At 68.4% G+C, this 18575-nt stretch carries 18 protein-coding genes and 2 CRISPR repeat arrays; of the genes, 4 read left to right on the top strand and 14 right to left on the bottom strand.

Annotated features, from left to right (window positions below; translation table 11 throughout):
* Positions 1–9 precede the first annotated feature (9 nt).
* From O7624_RS26700 to O7624_RS26685, 4 genes are read right to left on the bottom strand one after another with little or no spacing between them, the layout of a single operon-like run.
* Positions 10–1899, bottom strand: coding sequence for a hypothetical protein (locus O7624_RS26700; protein ID WP_282237729.1), 1890 nt, complete (start codon positions 1897–1899; stop codon positions 10–12).
* Between the two features lie 5 nt (positions 1900–1904).
* Positions 1905–2597, bottom strand: coding sequence for a hypothetical protein (locus O7624_RS26695; RefSeq protein ID WP_282237728.1), 693 nt, complete (start codon positions 2595–2597; stop codon positions 1905–1907).
* A gap of 11 nt (positions 2598–2608) precedes the next feature.
* The gene (locus O7624_RS26690; protein WP_282237727.1) at positions 2609–2974 is read right to left on the bottom strand and encodes a hypothetical protein; all 366 of its coding nucleotides are present in this window, start codon (positions 2972–2974) and stop codon (positions 2609–2611) included.
* The gene (locus tag O7624_RS26685) at positions 2974–3696 is read right to left on the bottom strand and encodes a hypothetical protein (protein WP_282237726.1); all 723 of its coding nucleotides are present in this window, start codon (positions 3694–3696) and stop codon (positions 2974–2976) included. The genes O7624_RS26690 and O7624_RS26685 overlap by 1 nt, the downstream gene beginning before the upstream one ends.
* Before the next feature lie 671 nt (positions 3697–4367).
* Between O7624_RS26685 and O7624_RS26680 the strand changes: the two genes are divergently transcribed.
* Positions 4368–4814 (top strand): hypothetical protein, encoded by a 447-nt coding sequence (locus O7624_RS26680; RefSeq protein WP_282237725.1) that lies wholly within the window; start codon positions 4368–4370, stop codon positions 4812–4814.
* A 441-nt stretch (positions 4815–5255) separates the two neighbouring features.
* Positions 5256–6509: a CRISPR direct-repeat array (repeat unit 28 nt; unit sequence CTGCTCCCCGGGCACGCGGGGGTGATCC).
* 138 nt (positions 6510–6647) lie between these two features.
* Complete coding sequence (locus tag O7624_RS26675; protein ID WP_282237724.1) at positions 6648–7508, top strand: hypothetical protein; 861 nt, start codon at positions 6648–6650, stop codon at positions 7506–7508.
* A gap of 659 nt (positions 7509–8167) precedes the next feature.
* Positions 8168–10026: a CRISPR direct-repeat array (repeat unit 28 nt; unit sequence CTGCTCCCCGCGCACGCGGGGGTGATCC).
* Positions 10027–10412: 386 nt separating this feature from the next.
* Here O7624_RS26675 and O7624_RS26670 read toward each other — a convergent pair.
* From O7624_RS26670 to O7624_RS26625, 10 genes are all read right to left on the bottom strand, one after another.
* A complete protein-coding gene (locus O7624_RS26670; protein ID WP_282237723.1) occupies positions 10413–11426 on the bottom strand; it encodes a site-specific integrase in 1014 nt (337 codons plus the stop codon).
* On the bottom strand, positions 11423–11638 hold the full coding sequence (locus O7624_RS26665) for an AbrB/MazE/SpoVT family DNA-binding domain-containing protein (RefSeq protein ID WP_282237722.1): 216 nt from the start codon (positions 11636–11638) through the stop codon (positions 11423–11425). The genes O7624_RS26670 and O7624_RS26665 overlap by 4 nt, the downstream gene beginning before the upstream one ends.
* Before the next feature lie 578 nt (positions 11639–12216).
* Positions 12217–12717 (bottom strand): hypothetical protein, encoded by a 501-nt coding sequence (locus tag O7624_RS26660; protein WP_282237721.1) that lies wholly within the window; start codon positions 12715–12717, stop codon positions 12217–12219.
* Positions 12718–12731: 14 nt separating this feature from the next.
* Positions 12732–13157, bottom strand: a complete 426-nt coding sequence (locus tag O7624_RS26655; protein ID WP_282237720.1) for a hypothetical protein — start codon at positions 13155–13157, stop codon at positions 12732–12734.
* A 42-nt stretch (positions 13158–13199) separates the two neighbouring features.
* Positions 13200–13340, bottom strand: coding sequence for a hypothetical protein (locus O7624_RS26650; RefSeq protein ID WP_282237719.1), 141 nt, complete (start codon positions 13338–13340; stop codon positions 13200–13202).
* Positions 13333–13587 (bottom strand): hypothetical protein, encoded by a 255-nt coding sequence (locus tag O7624_RS26645; RefSeq protein ID WP_282237718.1) that lies wholly within the window; start codon positions 13585–13587, stop codon positions 13333–13335. The genes O7624_RS26650 and O7624_RS26645 overlap by 8 nt, the downstream gene beginning before the upstream one ends.
* Positions 13584–14057, bottom strand: coding sequence for a hypothetical protein (locus O7624_RS26640; protein ID WP_282237717.1), 474 nt, complete (start codon positions 14055–14057; stop codon positions 13584–13586). Before O7624_RS26640 ends, O7624_RS26645 begins: the two co-directional genes overlap by 4 nt.
* A gap of 515 nt (positions 14058–14572) precedes the next feature.
* Positions 14573–15628 carry a ParB/RepB/Spo0J family partition protein gene (locus tag O7624_RS26635; RefSeq protein ID WP_282237716.1) on the bottom strand — a complete coding sequence of 352 codons (1056 nt, stop codon included), beginning with the start codon at positions 15626–15628 and terminating at the stop codon, positions 14573–14575.
* A 98-nt stretch (positions 15629–15726) separates the two neighbouring features.
* The gene (locus tag O7624_RS26630; protein WP_282237715.1) at positions 15727–16011 is read right to left on the bottom strand and encodes a hypothetical protein; all 285 of its coding nucleotides are present in this window, start codon (positions 16009–16011) and stop codon (positions 15727–15729) included.
* Between the two features lie 211 nt (positions 16012–16222).
* Positions 16223–17185 carry a recombinase family protein gene (locus O7624_RS26625; RefSeq protein WP_282237714.1) on the bottom strand — a complete coding sequence of 321 codons (963 nt, stop codon included), beginning with the start codon at positions 17183–17185 and terminating at the stop codon, positions 16223–16225.
* A 632-nt stretch (positions 17186–17817) separates the two neighbouring features.
* Between O7624_RS26625 and O7624_RS26620 the strand changes: the two genes are divergently transcribed.
* Complete coding sequence (locus tag O7624_RS26620; RefSeq protein WP_282237713.1) at positions 17818–18111, top strand: hypothetical protein; 294 nt, start codon at positions 17818–17820, stop codon at positions 18109–18111.
* Positions 18108–18548, top strand: a complete 441-nt coding sequence (locus O7624_RS26615) for a GIY-YIG nuclease family protein (RefSeq protein ID WP_282237712.1) — start codon at positions 18108–18110, stop codon at positions 18546–18548. The genes O7624_RS26620 and O7624_RS26615 overlap by 4 nt, the downstream gene beginning before the upstream one ends.
* The last annotated feature ends 27 nt before the right edge of the window (positions 18549–18575 follow it).

Here is an 18575-nt window from a genome sequence, read left to right as displayed (position 1 = left end):
TCCTCTCGCCTACAGCGGCACGATCGGAATGTCCGCCGCCGCCCCACCAGCGGCACCTGCTCCACCCGCTGTCCCGCCCGCGGCAGGACCGGCAGGTGCCGGACCCTCGGTCGGCGTCGGCCCGGGCCTGCCCGAGCTGTCGCCTGTGGACGAACCGCCCTGCGGTAGACCGCCGCTGCCCGGCGGTCCGGCCTGGCCGGAGCCGAGGCCGGGCACGACGGGCAGCGCGCCCTGCTGACCGGTCGGGTCACCAGGCACGGTGAGCTGCCCCCGCGACACGTCGCCCTGCGCGGTACGCGAATCACGCTCGACGCCGTCGGCCTCCTGCGCGTTCTCCCCACCGCCCTGGCCACCGTCCGGCCCGTCGGGTTCGCGGCCCCGCTCGCCGACCTGTCGATCCAGCGCCTGCAACGCATCGGAGCGGGCAGCGCCATGTCCGGTCGGCGCGCCCGGTGTGGTGGGGATGGTGTCGGCGTTACCGCGCATCACCGCCGCCGCGTCATCCCCACCACCGGCCGGGTTGGTCAGCCGCTGCGCGGCGGCGTCGAGCCCCACCGCGCTGACGGCCGACATCGCGAACCCCCGGGCGTCGATGTCGGCGAGGTAGCCGTCCCACATGCTCATCAGCCGCAGCAGAATCCACGGCGCGATCACCATCAGCACGATGATGAACAGCCCCCGCAGCACGTTGATCACATGATCGGACTCGTAGCTGCTACGCGTGCCGTAGATCCAGAACGCGGCGATGAAGAACTTCGACGAGGCGAGGGCGTTGCAGGTCCAGAACCACTTCCGCCCCCACCCCCGGGTTTCCTGCATGACCTGACCGGTCATCGCCATCGCCCCCACCACCGCCGCGCCGGCAGCCAGCAGCGACCGGAACAGCAGCATCAGAAACACCAGCACCAGCCCGAACACCCCGACGACCGCCACCAGGAAGGCAAACAACACCGTCCCGGTGTCCGCGGTCAGCGCGTTGAGCGCCTCCACCCACATGCTCGGCTGCCAGTCCCGCTGCTGGTTGCGGCGAATCAACGCCACCGTGGCCTCATCCCACGCCGCCATCAGCAGGAACGCGATCCCACCGGCGAACGCGATGCCGAACATCGCGCGCACCAGACCACCCAACGACGACAACGGCCCCGGTCCGTGCAGCCGCAGCCCGTTGATGGCGGTGGAGAAGACGAAGAACAGCAGCACCACGATGATCAGCACGCCGGAGATGTCGTTGTAGACGCCGTAGAACGGCTCGTCGGCCACCACGGAGGTCTCGGCGAACACCAGGGTGGCGAGTTTGCCCAGCGCCCACGCGAAACCCGCCACCGCGATGTCCGCCAAACCCTCAAAGCCGGACCGCGCGGCACCCCTGACCTGCTCGCCCACCTGGCACGCCACATCAAGCTCTCCACACACACTGGCCCGCAGCGACGAGAAGCCGGCGATCACATCGCGCAGCGCCTCACAACGGGACTGCTTCGCCGACCAACGGCCAGCGTTCGCCGGATCCTCACCCGCCCGGTCACCGAACCGTTCGCACCGCACCGGCACAGCACCAGGCGGAGGCAGCCGGTCGTCGAGCACCGACACCACGCCCTCCGGCGGCGGGGACTGCACCGTCAACGACACCGCGTCGCAGTGCTCCTGATCCACCGCGCTGGCCGCCTTACCGCAGTCGGTCAGCCAGCCCGTCCCGGCCCGCCACCGCACCCACGGCACACACCAGTTCACCTGCGGATTCATGTCCTCCCCGGTCACCGGTCGCTCCACCGACGGGGCAGGGCACGACTCCGAGAGCGGCGACGGCTCAGGCGTGGGCGCCGCGACGACGCCGCCCGGCGCGACCACGACGGCCAGGAACCCCAGGACAACGGCCAGGACCAGCCGGGCGGTGGCGCGCATGACCGTCACACCGTCCCCGGCACCCACGACCGGGCGCTCAGCACATCGGCCAACGGCCGCATATCGCGAGGTCCGCCGTCGCGCTGTGTCCCGCGCAGATCCGGCGGCGGCACCGGCAACGGCCGCCGGGCGGCGACGATCCGCCACCGGCCCTCCGCCCACCGCACCCGCACCGCCTGGACGTACCAGCCGCCCGCCAAACCCCCCTCCGGGTCGACGCCACCGCCACCGATGGCGGCGCCGCTGAGCGCACACACCAGCAGCTGCGCCTCAACCTCCGCCCCCTGCGGCAGGCGCGCGTCCAGATCCTCATTCGGCACCCACACCCGGGCCACTACCGTCTGCACGATCGTGGCGCCGTTGGCGGGCGTCGGCGCCTCGCCGACCACCTCGGCGGTCGGCACACCCTCGGCCATCACCTCCGCGATCACCGTCTGCCGTTCGGCAGCCGACCGGGTAGCAGCAACCGACAGGCCCACCACGAATGCTGCGGCGGCGTCACCACCACCCCGGGCGGTACCGGCAAAACCGACCGGCACCCCACCGACGACCCGCACACCAGGCGGGGCTGGTTGCACCGCCGGTGCGGGTGCGCTGAGCCGTCCCACAGCGAACGTCACGGCGGCCACCGCAACGACCGGCACCACCAGGCGCGACCGCGAGTGGCCAGCAGTGGACTTGAACTGCGTCCCGCGCATACCCGGCCTCCTCAAATCTCCAGGAGGAGGAAGCTGATGATCGTGGTCACCGAGCCGATCACGATCGCGACGAGCCCGGCCTTCCACATCATCGACTTGCCGCGATCGGAAATGATGTGCGCGCCGAAGATCGGACCCACCCCGAACGCGATCGCCCCGGCCGCAAGCCCTGCCACCGCAGCCACCACCCCGAGGAACAGCGACGCGTTGACCAGGCTGTAGAACAAGTCAGCGCGCGGAACCGCCCCCGGGTCAGGGCTGATCCGACCGAAGTCGAATCCCCCGCCGCTCGGCGTCGGTGTCGGCTCCGGTGCCGCCAACACCCCCACCACCGTCGGCGCCTGCACTGCCAGCGCCGCTGCCATCCATCGCAGCATCACGATTCCTTCCCCCCGTCAGTCGCCGCCTCAGCAGCAGCAGGTGGTTCACGATCGATCTGGCAGCGATCCACAATCGCCGCGGCGACCTCGACCAACGCCGAACGTGCGGCCTTGCCCACGGACCTCGGATCGAGCACCTGCGGACGGGTCAACGCCGGGTCATACGGCACCCGCACCAGATGCGCTGCCGCCTGCCCCGCCAACTGCTGCACCGCGCGCACCTCACGAGCCACCGACGGCGCGGCAGCCATGACCACCACCACCGCCCGGTCCACCGTCTCGTGCAAACCCACCGCTTTCATGTGCGCCAGCAGCCGCATCGTGTGCTGCAACGAATCCACCGTCGCCCTGCTCACCAGAACCGGCACGGTCGCCCACGCCAACGCACGCCACACCGGCGCGACCGCCGCCGGAGAAAGATCAAGCAGGGCCAGGGTGTAGACGGACCGCAGGTGCCCGACGACCCCGAACAACTCAGGCCACGACGGCGGACGCCGTTGGCTCGTCATCGTGCTTTCGCCCACCAGAACACGCAGGCCCGTAGGACCGAGTTGCGTGAACCGTTCCACCACCGGCGGCCTGGTCAGCGCGTCCCCCGCGCACACGGCATCCCAGACCGTCGCCGCGCTACGCCGCGGCACCCGATGCTCCAGACCACCCCACGCCCGCAAATTCGCGTCGACCGCGACCACCGGCCCCGGCACTGCCAACGCCAGCACACCCCCCACGGCGGCGGTCAATGTCGACCGGCCAACCCCACCATCGGCGGACGACACACTGACCAACGGGCAGCCCGGCTGTAATCCCGCAGCGCGCAGCCACAACGACTCCACACGGGAGCCAGATCCGAACTCACGCGGAATCTCCGGCGCCTCCGACCGCTGCGCCCTCCACCACGGACTTTCAGATTGCGGAAACACCGGCGGTTCCTCGGTGACCGACGGAGCCGGCAACAGGGCACGACTCGCCCTTTCTGGCTGTCCTGCCTCGCGGACCCGGGACGCCGTAATCGGCATTCCGGGATCCGCGAGGCAGTCGGGCCCGCGGTTCGATGCGATCAGCATTACGCCTCCTTCGAAGCGCGTCGCGGCAGCACAGACCAGCGCCGACGTCACGTCGACGCGGGTCGGTCCCCCGTCACTGTCACGACCTGAACGCCGAGCATCGCGAGCAGGCCCTCGCGGCAGCGGCACCCGCACGCCGGCCACCGCTGCCGCAGCGGACCAGAACCCATCTGGCTAGCGATAGCCCGATCCGCTACTCTCAACCAACCGCAGTTCCGTTAGACCACAACCGCAGTTGCCGAACACTGAGAGCTAAGCACGACCCGCCGAGAGGCGTCAACTACAGATTGGAATAGAGACAACTGTAGTTGCAGTTGGGGGACGCCATGACACCACCACACGACACCCCGCCCACCGAGGCAGCCGGGCAGAACCTGCTTCAATCCAGACTGCGCGAGCTCTTCCAGAACGCGCCTCCAGGACGAGGCCCCTACACCGAAGCCGAAGTCGCCCGAGCCCTCACCGCAGCAGGCGACCGCATCACTGCCGAAGGCATCAGAAGCCTCCTCCGCTCACCCAACCCCAACCCGAAGGCCAGAACCCTACAAGCCCTCGCCAGGTTCTTCGGCGTACCCGCCGGATACCTCCTCGGCGACCAAGAACCCCTCGAAAGACAAAGCCGCGACGTACGCGTCATGGCCCGCTCCATCACCAAACTCTCCCCCGCCTCACAAGCAGGACTAGCCGAAATCATCGACAACCTGCTACGCGTCGAGGAAGCAGCACGCACCGGCGAAAGCCAGCATCGTCCTCCAGCCAGCGATCAACCGTGAGACCACTCCGGCTCACCATGCTCGTGGACAGGTCGCTCATCCAGGGGCCCTTCCCCTCCCCACCCAGTTAAGGAGGCCCATCTCGTCGACCCCAGCCATCGGCACCACAAACCAAAAACTCGCGCCACAAGCGGCGACGAGTGGTCCACTGCCAGTGACCGAACGGCTCGGCAAGCTGCCGGGAGCATCGCGTCACATCCTGATTAGAACCGATGGAGCAGGACGGGGCGACGGCCAGGAGCGGCGACCGAAACGTGATCGTCTTCAAGCGAGTGTGAAGCGCCGCCTCCCTTCGTCCCCATGATCGCCCGGTATGCTGCTTTCCAGCTGCACGTCAACGGCTACCCGCTCCCTTGCAACGCCAGTATGGAAGGGGCGATCTTGCAAACCAAAGCGAATGAAATCGAAGCAGTTGATCTATAGCGATGCAGGTCAAGAAGTCTGCTCCCCGGGCACGCGGGGGTGATCCCCCAGGTGCCGAACCAGTGCCTGAGGCTGTACACTGCTCCCCGGGCACGCGGGGGTGATCCCCCGCCGGAGCCGAACGTGGTCGCGTCCAGCTCCTGCTCCCCGGGCACGCGGGGGTGATCCCACGAAGCCGTTCCGGTTCCACTACTCGAACTTCTGCTCCCCGGGCACGCGGGGGTGATCCCTCGCTGAGCTGTACTCGGTGTCGCCCCGGACGCTGCTCCCCGGGCACGCGGGGGTGATCCGCCGCACACCCACACGCCAACTACGTCGGCTACCTGCTCCCCGGGCACGCGGGGGTGATCCTAGGTGGCCATCACCCGAGGCGACCCGGTCACCCTGCTCCCCGGGCACGCGGGGGTGATCCCCCTCGTCGGGATCCGCGTGGTCCAGGGCACGGGTCAGGCTGCTCCCCGGGCACGCGGGGGTGATCCCCGGCGCCGACGTCACCGCCGACACGTGGATCCCTGCTCCCCGGGCACGCGGGGGTGATCCCAGGTCGAGCAGTCGCGGGCGGCGAGTCATGGCCTGCTCCCCGCGCACGCGGGGGTGATCCCGTACTCCATTGGGCGGTCGGTACGGACATTCCCTGCTCCCCGCGCACGCGGGGGTGATCCCGGCACCACCCGCAGAGGCATCCGGCGCGTCTCCTGCTCCCCGCGCACGCGGGGGTGATCCCACGATCATGGATACCCGCGCCGACACGCTGGGCTGCTCCCCGCGCACGCGGGAGTGATCCTGGGCGAACCGCGCCACGGCTCAGCATGACGAACTGCTCCCCGCGCACGCGGGGGTGATCCCTTCTCGTCCGTGATGTCGGCTGCCTTCATGCCCTGCTCCCCGCGCACGCGGGGGTGATCCGCCACCGGCTTTGTGCGGAAGATTGGCATGCTGCTGCTCCCCGCGCACGCGGGGGTGATCCCGAATCGCGACCGTAGAAAACCACCTCGTCATCCTGCTCCCCGCGCACGCGGGGGTGATCCCTCGCCGTCTGCGTCGACCTTGAAGCCGTGATGCTGCTCCCCGCGCACGCGGGGGTGATCCTCAGGGCCATCGCCGTTGCAGCGGCGGTGGCCCCTGCTTCCCGCGCACGCGGGGGTGATCCCGTTGCCGTGGTGAACCGCGGAACCGGGCTGATCTGCTCCCCGCGCACACGAGGATGATCCCGCCGGCGTGACGATGTTGCACCACCACCAGGTCTACTCCCGGCGCATGCGGGGGCGATCCGCCGACCTGACGGAAAGGTGCAACCCATTGTTGTGCGCCGATCAGTGACGTAGCGTACTGATACCGATTCTTTTAGTCATGTCACTGACCGATTGAGCTCCACAGCCCGGGACGACCGGACCAGTGAGGTGGCCGCAGATGGACAACGGCACGCACAACTCCCGCTGTGAGACAGCCCAGAGGCATTTTTGCGTCTGCACCGGCTGCGGTGGTTCCCAGCACGGCGTACAGGGCTGGTTGGACCACGTTGGACGCGATCACACGGTACGCCAGCGGAAACGCGAGAACCTCCAGAGCAAGCTGGCCTGGACGGATGACCATCCGCGACGCCTGAAACTGGTCGGCCGCAATCAGGAAACGACTATCGACCTCGCCCGCGTAGACATCACCGACTGGCTCGCTGTCCGCCTGACACCCGTCGTTGCTGATTTCGGCGAGCCCTACCCGTCACCCGTCGACCAAGTGACAGCGTTCGCCGAAGAGATGGGCCGCGGGGCCTGGCAGGAGATCGCCGCAGGGCTTGACCGCATCACGTCCGACACTGACACCGTCAAGCGCGAGCTTACGAACCACGGCTGGTGCGATCTCTTCATCGGACTGGTTCAGGCCATCGAGGCGACCCGGTACACGTTCAACAGCATTTCCAGCAAGGTCACCGACATGATCCTGAACTCGACCTGGCAAGTCGACCGGCCACACGTCACCGAAGCCGTGATCAGCTTGATCGTCGACAAGGCATGGCACGGCTTTCAAACCGCAGCCTTCGGCGGCGTCCCGCTACTCGACATCGTCTCCAGTGACGAAGCCCTTCGCGCGCTACGAGTCCTCGCCGTCTTCATCTGCCCGGCACCAGCACGACACCCAGCGGTACGCCGACACGCCCTGAAACCACTCGGAGACGACACCACCAAGATCCTCAACGACCAAACGAAAACCAAGCTCGCCGAACTGTTCGCCGACTGGCGAGCCGACGGCAACGACGGCCAGTACATCGAGTAGGCCAGCACTCGCCGCCAGTTCCCCGGAACAGTTCCGGATCCTTCGTTTGCAAGAAGCAGCGGTAGCTCATAGATCAACAGATCGGATCCGACTACTGCACAGCGCACTCGATGGCGCCACCGACGGTGTTCGAACGCTGCGTCGACGTCGCACTTCCTCCACGTCGGCGGTACCGACTGGCGCATACCGCAGTGGCCCTAGCCCGTCGAGCTACCTGGACCAGGGCGCAGGCAAGGACTGAAGCCACGGAGCGCCTATACGGGGCAGGATCATCCCCGCGTACGCGGAGAGCAGGCGAGTCGCACCGCCCAGGCCGCAGGACAGCAGTTCCAATCCGCCGTTAAGACGGTCCGGCCAATCGAACTGCCGAAGCCACGGCGAGGAAACGGGCCTTCTATGCGACGGCACCCTCAGCCACGTCCTGATCGGACCCGATAGATTCGGGCGGACCGGCAACCAGGAACGGCGACCGAACCGTGATCGCCTTCAAGCGGTACGAGGCGTCACCCCTTCGCCCCCGCAATCGCCCGCTACGCTGCCCCCAGCCGCACGTCAACGGCCGCCCGCCGCCCTTGCAACGCCAGTACGGAAGGGCGATCTTGCAAACCAAAGCGAACAAAATCGAAGAAGTTGATCTTCAGCGCCGCAGGTCAGGAAGTCTGCTCCCCGCGCACGCGGGGGTGATCCTGCGGCGTGGCGCTCTCAGCCAACGCGGCAACCCTGCTCCCCGCGCACGCGGGGGTGATCCCGCGACGCCGACACCGTCTACGTGACCGGCACCCTGCTCCCCGCGCACGCGGGGGTGATCCCACCGAGGTAGCAGGCGCGATGTCGGGCGGCAGCTGCTCCCCGCGCACGCGGGGGTGATCCCAGGTAGCTCGACGCGGCCACGGTGCCCGTCGCCTGCTCCCCGCGCACGCGGGGGTGATCCCTTTGCGAGCTGCTCCCGCACGACCTTGGTGGCCTGCTCCCCGCGCACGCGGGGGTGATCCCTCCCTGGATGACCTTGTCCTTGGTCACCTTGTCTGCTCCCCGCGCACGCGGGGGTGATCCCTCCAGTGCACTGCCATCGTCGGCCGCAGCGATCTGCTCCCCGCGCACGCGGGGGTGATCCCGTCGACACCGGGGCGGTCGGAGGCGAGGTTCGCTGCTCCCCGCGCACGCGGGGGTGATCCCTGCGCCGCGAAGGCGTGTCGGCGTCGGAGATCCTGCTCCCCGCGCACGCGGGGGTGATCCCGACACCAGGCCGGCGGCGAAGGCCGACAGCGACTGCTCCCCGCGCACGCGGGGGTGATCCCGATCATGCCGCCCGGGTACGACGAGACACCCGCTGCTCCCCGCGCACGCGGGGGTGATCCCCTGCATAACTCTGGGTCAGTGAGTAGCGCGGACTGCTCCCCGCGCACGCGGGGGTGATCCGTGACATGACGACTGGAGTCAACGTACGCAACCCTGCTCCCCGCGCACGCGGGGGTGATCCCGTGAGCGACTACGTCCAGTACGGCGACGAGGGCTGCTCCCCGCGCACGCGGGGGTGATCCCGGCACCACGTGGACGCACACCGGCGGCACCGTCTGCTCCCCGCGCACGCGGGGGTGATCCCCGTGGATGGCCGCCGGGGTCATCAAAGATTGGCTGCTCCCCGCGCACGCGGGGGTGATCCCGGGGCCCCGGCGGTACGTTCCGCGTACCTTCTCTGCTCCCCGCGCACGCGGGGGTGATCCCGGGGCGTCTTCCTTGTACGCGGCGGGGGCGCCCTGCTCCCCGCGCACGCGGGGGTGATCCCCGGCGACGGTGCCGGCGTAGGAGGCGACGATGCTGCTCCCCGCGCACGCGGGGGTGATCCCGCAACGCACACCGCAAGTACGGGAAGGGGAAACCTGCTCCCCGCGCACGCGGGGGTGATCCCCGCTCCAACGCGTCAATCGCCCGCGCCGCCTGCTGCTCCCCGCGCACGCGGGGGTGATCCCTCCCGCTCGTCGCCGACCTTCCCGATCGCGGCCTGCTCCCCGCGCACGCGGGGGTGATCCCAATCGCTATCTCGTCGCGGTGATCGTCGGGTTCTGCTCCCCGCGCACGCGGGGGTGATCCGCGCGCCGCTGGCGAGCGCTAAACCCTGACGAGCTGCTCCCCGCGCACGCGGGGGTGATCCCTGAGTCGTGGTGATCGAGATGGGCCGAGCTTCCTGCTCCCCGCGCACGCGGGGGTGATCCCGCGTTGTCGTCCAGGTGGGCGTGCGGAATCGCCTGCTCCCCGCGCACGCGGGGATGATCCCCAGCCAGGCCCGTCGTTGCCCTGCATGGCCAGCTGCTCCCCGCGCACGCGGGGGTGATCCGCTGGAACGCGACCTTCTCTTTGTCGCCGTCGACTGCTCCCCGCGCACGCGGGCGTGATCCGTCGATCGTGCCCAGCTTGAACGTGCCGGTGGCTGCTCCCCGCGCACGCGGGGGTGATCCCTCCAGCTGCATAACGACGCGACCGGCATCAAGCTGCTCCCCGCGTACGCGGGGTGATCCCAGCGATCGCGCTGTTCAGAGCGATTTTCGGCGACTGCTCCGCGCACGCCCGCAAACGGAACACCGCAATGGGTGTCTGTTGTAGTCGCGCTCGGGATGATCCCGCAACGGAGTCGACGATCATGCCTATGAGCAGGATGAGAGCCTGCCGACGCTGCACCGGCGCGAGCGTCCCGGCGCCTGGGCCGTAGCGATGACCAGACTGCAGAGCATCTCAGCGCAATGGAGGGCGCAGCCTGCACAAACGACCGCGGCCTCACCGCCTCGATGCGCCGACCCACACAAACCCGCGCCTTCGCCGAACACGCCGAAGGTTCGCATCGACCAGACGCGTCGCGGCGGTTGGTCCGAACCGTACGTCCAGATCAACCGCCGTCCGTGTGATCCGTCAAGCGAGTGGATGTGGCTCGTTGGTCATTGCCGCCAATGCGCGTGCGACCTCCTGCAACGTGGCACGGACATACGTGGCGGTGGTGCCGGCGCTGCTGCCGCTGTCCGAATGCCCGGCGTACTCGCGGGCCACCGCGTAGCCGAAGTTCCGCTCCACCCACGTCAACGTGGTGTGCCGCAACCAGTGCGTACTGATCTGCTGCACACATACCCACGGCAGATGCTCACCGACACGCACCCACAGATGGTCATAGCGCCGTCGCGAGATCGGCCGCCCGTCCCGGTACCGCAGCAACTGCCCGGTCGCCGGAGCATGCCGGTCGCCGGCGTGCCGTTGCAGGTGCCGCATCAAAGTCGGTGACACCGGCTGCCACCGCGCCGTGTCACCCTTCTCCCGCAACAGGATCAGGCACTGTTCCGGATCCAGATCCACCGGCCGTAACGCCAACGCCCCACCCCGCCGGCACGCCGTCTCCGTGTGCAGGCGCAGCAGCAGACTGTCCAACACCGGATCATCCCCGGTGCTCGCCGCGATCTTGTTGATCTCCGCCAACCGGCTGTCCGCCACCGCCCGCCGGGTACTCGGCAACCTGCGGGGCTTGGCCACCTTCGCCGCCGGATCATCCGCCGCCGAAAGATACCCGTCAGCCACCGCCCGCTTGTACAGACACCGCAACGCCGCGACCAGATGCTCCACGGCACTACGCCCACCCCGCGCGTTACGCCGCGCCACCACGCGCGCCTTAACGTACTCGCCGAGCTGTTCGATCTCCGAGGGCGTCGGCTCGTCCAGCCGACGCTGCCCCCACTGCTCGATCACCCGCTTCCAGTACGAACCGTACGCCCGCCGCGTGCCGGCGCTGACCGCCGCCGACACCACCGGCACATACTCCGCAAACGTCGGCGCCAGCGGCCGACTCGTCGGTGCTTCGACAAGGTCCGCCGCCGAAATGCCCATCCGCGCCAACAACAACCGCGCCGCGTCCAACTCCTCTTGGCTCACACCACTCACGACACACCACCCGCCAGCACTGCGGCATGGGCTTGGACGACGACCTCGTCCAACACCGCCACCGGACACACCAGCAGCAGCCCCACCGCCGGATCCGCCACCAGCAGCAGACGATCACCCGCAGCGAGTCCGCACCAGTGCCGCACCACCGCGGGAAGTCGCACATGCCCCTGACCGGTCAGCCGGAGCATGGCCTGATCATCACGACGCACGACGATGACTCCGCCACTTCTCCGAATATCCAACCGGGTAGCCGGGCCCCACCCGAGAGCACAGACCACCGCCCGATCCCGCAGCCGACCACTACCCTCCAACACGGCCATCCCGTACACCCGGGTACACCGACGAGGCTCCGACAACGACGACAACGGCAACGGACCACGACGCAACCCGCCACCCGACGACCGCTCGACCCACCGGCCGGCGTCGGACAGCACCACCGGCGGAATCACCAGACCCGACGAGGCGTCAACCACGGCCACCACCACCCGGAACCACACGGGCTGGTGCCATCAACGAGAAGAGAATCGCGTGGTCAAGCATGCTTGACCACCAACACGTAAAGCTGGGCGCAAACGCCGCGTTTTTGTGTCCGAGGGGGGACTTGAACCCCCACGCTTCGGGCCGCTGACCTGCATCTATTCTATCGGGCCTGCTCAGGTCGTGTCCAGTCGTACTCCCTTGTGGCCGGTCGTGGCTCGTTGTGGCAGCGGGTGATCCCGCCGGGATCACCGTTGATCTTGCCCAAGCGGAAGGGGCCGGCCCAACGGACCGGCCCCCAGCTATACGGCTACAGTGCTACGAATCCGTGCACGGTGTCGGCGGCGTCGACCGGGACTTCCTCCCACGTCCAATTGCCGCCCATCACGACGTACATGCCGCGCTCGTCGGGCGCGATCCTCAGCTCCGGCTCGTCCTCACCGTACGGACGCCGGTCGACCACGATCACGTCGCCGTCCCACCGCATCTCGGAGACGCTGTCGTCGACCATCGTGCTCAGCTTCGGCTCCTCGACGCCCTGCGCCCGGAGGGTCCCGCGCAGGTGCCGGCGCTCCGCCTCCTGGTCGGTGACGATCGCCTCAGCGACCTCGCGGGTGCACTTCCACACCGCCCAGCCGTTCCAGCGACGGATCAGCGTGCCGGCATACGCCGACTCGAAGCGGCTGCCGCCGTCGGAGTCGTACTCCAGCCACTCGCCGGAAAAGTAACCGGACTCGCCAGGCTGCAACTCGGGGTCGAGGTCGAGGGGTGCGCCCGCGTCCGCGGGCGGCCGGTCGAGAGTCATTTCCACGTGAACTCCTTCGATCAGTCGAACAGGGTCGGGGCCGGCGGTTCGCGCCGCTCGGCCAGTTCGCGTACTCTGCGGCCCGTCTGCTCCTCCCACCAGGCGGCGAACATGCGCCGGTGGCACCAGTTGTCGGGCGGTGGCACAGACAGGTCGCAGAAGCAGAGCAGGACGAGCTGGTCGCTGCCGGCGTGGTCGGCGATCTCGGCAAGCTGCTCGGAGATAAGGCCGACACCGGCGGCTTCCAGCCGCTCCAGATAGATGTGCCGGTACGGGCCCTCGGCCATCTTGAGCATTCCGTAGGTCGGCGCGAGGAGCCGGGCGTACCCGGACAGGTCGTACGGCAACGGGAACCGGGGAGCGCCGACGGTCGTGCGGACCGGCGCCCCCTGTTCGGGGCGGAACCGCTGGTAGCGGTTCGTGAACAGCTGCAACTCATCCCCCATTGGGCTCTGCATGGTCGTCGTAGAACTTTCCGATCACCGGGATCAGCTCATCCAGGTGCGCGGCCAGGACAGCCAGCGCGGACGCCACCACCGACGAGGGCCCTGTATCGTCCGCAGCGAACGTCCGCGGTCCGAGCACTCGACGGACTCGTCGTCGGGGCTGGCCGGCACCTGGTCAGGCATCGGCTACCTCCTCCCTCGCAAGCCGGACGGCGACTGCCCGGCACCAGCTGCGGTCGACTTCGAACCGCTCGGTCACGTCCTCCGGCGTGTAGCCGTCGACGAGGTACCGGGTGGCCAGGGCCGCCACGCTGTCGGTGATCGGCTCGGCGGCCGTCGTCCGCAGTGCGGGCGGCCGGATCCACGCCGCCCGGATCCGGGCGACCTGCTCCGGGGCGAGCTGCGGCACGGCGACGACGGGCCCGGTCACGCCGCCGCCGTCGACTCGGCTCGGGCCTCGGCCGGAGGCATCGCCACAACTGCCGCCGACCGCCGCTCCGCCATCCACTCGCGGCCGGCCCTGGCCAACCGCTCGACCAGCTCGTTGCGGACCTTCTGCGCGCCCTCGGCGTACTGCTCCAGGTAGGGCAGCGCCTTACGGGCGTCGGGGTCGCTCTTGGCCTTCTCCCTCGCCGGCGTGAGCAGCCACCGGTCGTCGGCGGCCACCTCCATGTCGGCGACGGTGCAGGCGAACGCGATTCCTTGCAGCTCGGCCGGCTTGTGAATCGCGTCGACCACGGCGGTGGCCAGGTCGCGAACGTCCCGCTCGTCCAGGTCCATGCCGAGGCCATCCGCCATCCCGGTCAGCGCTGCGGCGGCCAGGTCGCGGATCGCGATGTAGCCAGGCAGGGCCGCCTTGACCTGGCGGGCCTCCTGCTCGATCTCGGCGAGCGGCTTCACGCGAGCCCTCCCCGCCCTGGTCGGCCGCCGCAGTTAGGCATTGCGGCCGCATATCTTTCGGACACTGTGTTCCCCTCTCTGTTCGGTTCCTCCGGCAGTCGAGCTGCCTTTACTTGCGCGACGAGCGCCGGGCCGACGTGGGTGTCGAACACCGCTCGGAGGGCGACCCGGTAGGTCGCCGGCCCGAGCGGGACCGCGTTCGGCATCCGCGCTTGCTGGTAAAGCTCGGTCCGTGCTTGCCGCATCGCCTGCTGGAGGTCGGCCGGCTCGTGTGGCAGGGGCCAGGCCCACAGGACCGTGACCAGACTGCACGCGCCGATCACCTCCGGCAACCAAGGGTTGTACATAAATATTGTATCCTAGTCGGACACTGCGGTCAAACTGCGGCCGTATAGCTAACTGCCACACCGGGCCTCCCCGACGGGAGCATACGCACTCGCCCGGCCCGGGACAGGGTTCGCTGGACGGCGCGAGCGCCCCGCGTACATCGCGCGGGGCGCCGCATCCTGCCTAGCTCAGTGCTGACACACCGAGCAGAACCCGGCCTCCTGCACCGCGTCGGCGTGGCCCTCCCACTCGCAGTTCGGGTCCACCTTGATCGGACCGGCCGACGTCACGTCGACGACCTCCGCCGGGACCACCGCGACGGCCTCCGGGTCCAGCTCGACGGTGACGGCGGCGGCAAGTGCCTGCGCCTTGCGCAACTTCGACGACACCTTGCTCGCCAACGTCCGAAGGTCGTCGACGCGCTGCCGGTGCCCGGCCACGCCACCCTCGGCCCCGGCGAGCAGTCGCGCCAGCTCCTCCGCATCCATCTGCGCCAGCTCGTGCAGGATCTTCCCGGCCGTCTCCAGCCCCTCGATCTTGCTGACGACCTTCTTCCGCTTGGCGACCACCTCGGCTTGCGCCTCCTCGCCGTGCTCTCCCTTGTCGACCTGGAAGAACTCCGTCTGCTCCTCGGCCGCCTTGCATGCCTTGGCGAATGCTTCGGCGTCCCGCGCAGACGAGAACTCGCCGCGCGCCCACTTCACCAGAAACCGCCGCTGCTGGTCAGGCGACAGGCGGCACACGTACCAGGCGACACCCACCTGCAGCTGCCCCTTGGCGACGAGCTCCTTCGCGTCGTCGATTAGGCCGAGCAGGTCGATCCGCCATCCGATGTACGGCTCGCTCTTGCCGAACAGTTCGGCGATCGCCCGCGTCTCCCAGCCGGCCCCGGCGAGGCGCGCGTAGGCGGCGGCTTCCTCCATGGGCGTCATGTCCTGCCGGTTGACGTTCTCGGCGACCTGCGCAATGAACGCCGCCTCGTCGTCCATCTCCCAGACCATCGCGGCCAGGTTCTCGATGCCGCCCTGCTGGGCTGCCCGCCAGCGCCGCTCGCCAACGACCAGGCGATAGTGGCCCTGCCTGCCAGTCTTGCGGACGGCGATCGGCTGAAGCTGACCGAGCTTGGTCATCGACGCAGCCAGTTCGGTCAGCTCCTCCTCGGTGAACAGCTTCCGGGGCTGACTGGGATCCGGCTCAATCTTGGCGACCTGGATGCTTCGCAGGGACGGCTTCTTGGCAACCATCGTCTTCCTCCACGTGAGTTGTACTTTTTTCGTACAACTTCATTGTATGAAAGATCGATCTTGCCGTCAATATTTTATGTACGCGCGTTGCGCATGACTCAGAGGGGCGGCGGGGTTCCGGCAGCAAGCGTGATCAGGGCCGAAAAGTGGAACATGGCCGCCGTGCCCCGCGACGCCCATCGGTGGATCCGCCCGGCGACGGCCGGGTCAGCAGTGGCCGGCTCGGCCGATGGCGTCGGGACCGGCGGCCTCAGTAGACCCGCGACTCGCCGCATCTGCTCATCGTTCAGTTCCACGTCGTCCACCCGTCCGGACGCCAACTCCGCCTCGATCCGCTGAGCCAGCTTCAACACCTCGATCTTGCGCCTGCGCGGCAAAACCATGCCCCCGTCTCTTGCCTCGATACCCCCGCAGTGGCACTGCGACCCGACAGCAGGGGCGTAGCAAAACGCTTCTGAAAGACAGCGTTGAAGATCGTAAACCCACGACCACCGTCAGCGACAGACCATATGGAAAGCACAAAGCGATCAGCCAGCAGTGCGGGCAAACGCTTGCCGTGGACGGCTTACGGGAGACACCCAGCCGCCTGTCAGCTCACTTCCAGACGAACTCCAGCCGGTCCGCGTCGAGGTGCGTCCTTCCCGGCTGCGTCGCCGGCAGCACGATGATGCGGTCCAGCACCAACGCAAGCAACTCCCGCCGCCGCTCCAGCGGCGCGTCCACCCACCACGCCGCCAGCCCCTCAGGGGTTGTCGCAGGCAGCGACTGCAACCGCGTGGACTGGGCCAAGGTCTCCTTGAGACTCCGCCGTTCCTTCCGGGCCTCTTCCTCGATCGCCTTAAGCGTCACCAGACTGATCTCACGCTTCGCGTACGCCTGGCCGGCTTCCGCCAGACGCTCGTCGATCGCCGCCACCGCACGGTCGATGTGCTCCTCCGTCGGGGTCACAGAGCCCACCGCAGCCTCCAACCGGGCACGCACCTTCGGCGATCCCAGCCGCGCGAGGGCCCGGGTCGCGACTTCCTCCTCCAGGGCTGCCGCAGCGATCCGGATGCGACCGCAGCCGTAGCTCGGGCTGCCGGAGCGGCACACGTACCCGCGCTTGCCGGAGTTGCTCGGCTGCGTGTACAGCGACTTCCCGCAGCGGTGCACCTCCTCCCCCTCGCCTTCCAGCGGATAGCCACACTGGAGGAACCCACCGGAGAGCAGGTACTTGCGTACGTTCGTCGCGGCCGGCTGCTTACGCGACGGGTCCTCGAGCACAGTCAGCAGCTTGCGGTGCGTGCTCTGGTCGAGGATCGGCTTCCACTCGCCCTTGCCGATCACCTCACCGCGGTACGTCTTGAGGCCGGCCAGGCGCGGGTTGCGCAGCAGACGCGACAGCGACTGCTGCGTCCACGGGCGTCCGGCCGACGTCATGATCTCGCGCTTGCGCAGATCGGCGACGGCGGAGCGCATGCTCTCCCCGTCCAGAACCCGCTGCACGACCTCGCGGATCACGACAGCCTCAGCCGGGATGATCTCGCGTCCTGTCTCGTCGTACCCATAACAGCGCACTCGTGACTCCCCGCTGTCCTACTCTCTGTTAACTTCTCCAGCCGGCGTCCGCTTGTGGCTAAGACCTCCACTTCGATCGGCGGCGGCAATGATCGCGCGTCGACCGATCGACACAGGGCCGACCTGTAAGTTAGCAGTGCGTCACCGAACTGTGCCACCCACAGGTGGGTGTGAGTTCGTGACACTTTATCGACACTGCCACACTCCGCTGACTCACACCTTCCGACCCTCCCGTCGACACAGGGAGCCACGACGTGTATTCGCAGCGCAAAGAGCCCGGAGTGCCGCGTGAAGCGGACTCCGGGCTCTTTGAGCCCCCTGGCGATGGCCTAGGTTCGGCCAGCCATGCGTCCCCCGACAGGTGCACTGGCCGACCCCTTGCCCATCTTCGCAAGGTGCGGTCACATTCAACCATTGCGACCGCACTTATTGCCACTACAACAAGACGCCGTTGTCGCTCAGGGCCGAGCGCCGGCACCGTCCGGGGTAAGCGGCCAGCCATACGGAGAGTCGAGAATGCGCCGCCGGCCCCATAAGCCGACCCGACGGCTACCGGCCACTGCGCCTGCCCGGAGCCGACCCGACGACGCGCGGGAGACCGGGTGATCGATCGGTGCCTTAGAGTCACCTACATGAGCGATGTGGATGACGAGCTTGACCACCAGGGCATGGCCATCGAGTTGATCGACGCCTTCATCGAGCACGACCCGGCGGGCGTCGCTGGCCTGGACGCGGCCAGGCCAGCAGCACAGCTGCGAGCAAGGCGGGCGGTGTACAACAGGGCCAGAGTCTCGACAGGGTCGACGCGAAGGTTGACCACCTCGCCACCAGCGCACCAGGAGTTCATGCGGGTCCTCAACACCCGCCGCGCCACCAACGGCGCCGTCCCCGCCGGCGCCTGCTCCCGCCGGGACGGTGACCGATGACCACCTACGGCGAATACCGGAACCAGAATCGGCTGATCGCCCGATACCGACGAGAGATCCGCAGCTACGGCACCCACGGCGACCTGAAGGAAGCCATGATCGAAGCCAGCCTGACCGCCTTCGGCTACTTCGGCAACCCTGGCCTGCCGCACCACTACGCCGGCGTGTACTTCATCGCCAGCGGCCCCTCCATCAAAATCGGTGAGGCCATCGACCCGTACGAGCGGATGCGCGACTTCAACGGCCACAACCCCCACGGCCTGGAGTTGCTACACGTCATCGCCAGAGACAGCAAGGACGCCCGCCGGCGACTGGAGAAACAGCTCCACCTGCGCTTCGAGCACCTGCGCCTGCCCGACCATCGCGAATGGTTCCAGAACCACCCCGAGCTGACGGGGTTCATCGGCTCCATCTGCTCGGAGGAGTGCTACCCGTGACTGGTGCCCCGGAAGCCCAGCTTGAGG

Origin of the sequence: Verrucosispora sp. WMMD1129 (genome assembly GCF_029581255.1) — a bacterium.
Taxonomy (GTDB): domain Bacteria; phylum Actinomycetota; class Actinomycetes; order Mycobacteriales; family Micromonosporaceae; genus Micromonospora; species Micromonospora sediminimaris.
Note: the sequence above shows the minus strand (reverse complement) of the source record. Positions and strands in the feature narration are given on the sequence as shown.